Below are 2,793 nucleotides of genomic sequence, written 5' to 3' on the forward strand. Positions count from 1 at the left end.
CTCCCGCCGCGCCTGCCACCACGCGTCCCGCCCCGTCCCCCTCCCGGCAGCGCATACGCATACGGCGCCTCGTCCGGCAACACGGCAACCGAGGACCGGCCGCGCAGCCCCGCCAGCGCCCGATGCGCCTGCCGCCGTACCCTGCCGTGCCGCCACAGCACCCGCGCGCACGCCACGGCCACCGCCACCAGCGCCGGGATGGCCGCCTTGCCGACGACCTCGTCGTACGGCACCGCCGCCCGCACCTCCGGGTCCGACCAGCCGTCCGGCAGCGGATTGCCCGGCAGTTGAGCCGTGCCGACCACCATCACCAGGGCCAGACACACCGTGCTGCACAGCGCCATCACCCCGGCCACGCCCGTCAGCAGCCGCGTCGCCGTACGCGGATGCAGATGCTGTTCCGCCAGCCGCGCGACCGGCCACGCCGTGAGCGGCAGCACCAGCGGCAGAAAGACGAACACCCCCATGAGGCCTCAGTCTTCTCCCTCGGCACCGCTCTGCCCGAGCAGTTCCCGCAGCAGCCGCTCGTCGTCGGGGCCGAGCCCGGAGACGAAGCTGGCCAGCACCGCCCCCCGGTCGCTCTCCGCGTCCAGCACCTTGCGCATCTTCCGCGCGGCGAGCCCCGCCTCGTCCGACGCGGCGCTCCACACGAAGGAACGGCCCGCCCGCTCCCGCGTCACCGCGCCCTTGTCCAGCAGCCGCGTCAGAATGGTGATGACCGTGGTGTACGCGAGGTCACCGCCGAGCCGCTCCTGCACCCAGCCCGCGGTAGCCGGTCCCCCCGCCCCCCGCAGCGCCGCCAGGACCTGCGCCTCCAGCTCACCCTGCCCTCTGCGCCGCCGGGCACGCCGCTGCACCGTCACACCCTGTCTCCCTTCCGCTGCCTTGCCGCCTGGTTTCGGTCGTCGACGTCACGGGCCGTACATCGTAAGGACATCCGGGATCACGGACTCGCCACCCCGCACAGACGACCACCCACCCGATCCTGCTGCCCCGCGTCACTCACCGGCGCGGAAGATCACCGCGCGGGCCGCGGGGCTGCCCGCACCCCTCACGGAGGACCTGAGGGCCGTGTCCGGCACGGCCCGGCTGCTGGAGAGGCTGTGACCGCACGACCAGCCGCAGCAGCGGGCGAAACCCGTCCTGCGCGGAATCACTCGGTGTCCGTGCCCCGGTCAGCGGCGGCGGAACTCCCCGACTGCTCCTGGGGCTTGGGGGCGGGAATGATCACGGTGGCCAGAAGGCCGATCAACGCACCCACGACGGTCGAGATCAGCCGGTTGACCGCGGGGATCGAGCTGCCGGCCAGATAGCCGGTCGCGATCGTCAGCACGGTCGTGCCGAGGGAGGTCAGGAACGGGCTTCTGAGCACATGGGCCAGCCCACCCACCATGGCCACGACCGCGAACACGACAAGCACCCAGTCCGGGGCCAGCGCGCCGATCACGACCGTCACGCCGATCGCGCCGATCACGCCGGCGGTTCGGGCGAGAGCCCGGTCGAGGGTGTCGGACGTGGTCGGCTGAGTGATCGAGAAGGCCACGACCAGGGCGTACAACGCGACCGGGTCCCGGCGTGCCTCCAGCACCCCGACCAGCGGCGCGAGGACGACGACTCGGCGCAGAGCGAGCCGGGCGTACGGGTTGTGCCGCCAGTCGCGCAGGGCGGCACCGATCCCGGACAGCAGCCGGGAGACGAACCACCCGGGCAGCGGCGGAATCCCCGGGCCGACGGCCGCGCCGCCCCCGCGCCGCACCTGCCACTGCTTGACCGCACGAGCAGCGACGGTGGTGACCACCGCGCTCACGAGACCGATCCCGCCGGCGATCAGAGTGTGCGACAACGGCACGTCCCGCACGAGCCCCAACCCCACCGCCAGCACATACGTGGTGGAACCCAGGGCGCCGACGAGCATGCCGGTCGGGACGTCCTGCTGCGCGAGCGCGGCCACAGCGATAACGACCGCGGACAGCAGCCCCGCCACGACGGGCCTGCCCTCACCGGCCGACGCGAGCGCGGGCGCGAGAGCCACCGCGACACAGGCGGGCACCGTGACCTGCCTGGTCAGCCCCGGAGGCACCAGCCCCCCGGCAACCCCGGCGATCGCGGCGACGAACCCCGCCGGCAGAGCCACGTCCGCCAGACCCACCGAGGCCGCGACCCCGGCCGCGATCACCAGCCCCACCAGCGCGAACGACGCCGTCAGCCACACAGCGGGCGCATCGACATTCCCGGCCAGCGCCCCACGAAGCCTGCTCAAACGGCGGGACACACGGAACACCTGGAAACTCGGCAAGCCAGGGCACCCACGCCGCCCGCCCGTCCCCCGAAGCCGGAGACGACCCCTACCGTGATGAACGTATCGAATCGATACTTACCGGGCCAAAAGCGTGCCAAGCGTGCCATGACGCAGATCCTTCCGCCTGGCAGGGGAAAGTCAAGCCACGTCAGTCGTTCGCATCGACAGACACCAGGCACTCGAAAAATGGTTGGCGTCCTTCTTCACCCTCAGAGGGCTCATCAGCCACCCTGGACGGCGACTTGGCTCAACAACGTAGCTGTGTCGGCACCGGATTTCGTACCAGCCACTCCTGGAACTCGCGGTGCCGGAACCGGTAGGTGACGCCGCAGTTCACATCAGACCGGTGGAGGAGCACCGGTCGAGCAATGAGAAGTGTGCATCGTGAAAACTGCACGTCAGGTGGGCTGGTGTGCGTAGGTGTCGGGACGCTCGGCCAGGTCCGGGGCGATAGTCCAGCGACAAGATCGTCGGTCATCAGCGGGCGACTTCCC

The 2,793-nt window shown here is 71.4% G+C and carries 2 protein-coding genes and 1 pseudogene; all 3 read right to left on the reverse strand.

The features are described from left to right. Positions 1–467 (reverse strand): annotated as a pseudogene (locus tag MTQ10_RS29600) (M56 family peptidase); the annotation flags it as partial. A 6-nt stretch (positions 468–473) separates the two neighbouring features. Further along, on the reverse strand, positions 474–863 hold the full coding sequence (locus tag MTQ10_RS29605) for a BlaI/MecI/CopY family transcriptional regulator (protein WP_247473499.1): 390 nt from the start codon (positions 861–863) through the stop codon (positions 474–476). A 290-nt stretch (positions 864–1,153) separates the two neighbouring features. Then, the gene (locus tag MTQ10_RS29610; protein WP_247473501.1) at positions 1,154–2,260 is read right to left on the reverse strand and encodes an FUSC family protein; all 1,107 of its coding nucleotides are present in this window, start codon (positions 2,258–2,260) and stop codon (positions 1,154–1,156) included. Positions 2,261–2,793: the final 533 nt, after the last annotated feature.

It is taken from the genome of Streptomyces sp. XM83C, assembly GCF_023072675.1.
Taxonomy (GTDB): Bacteria; Actinomycetota; Actinomycetes; order Streptomycetales; family Streptomycetaceae; genus Streptomyces; species Streptomyces thermocoprophilus.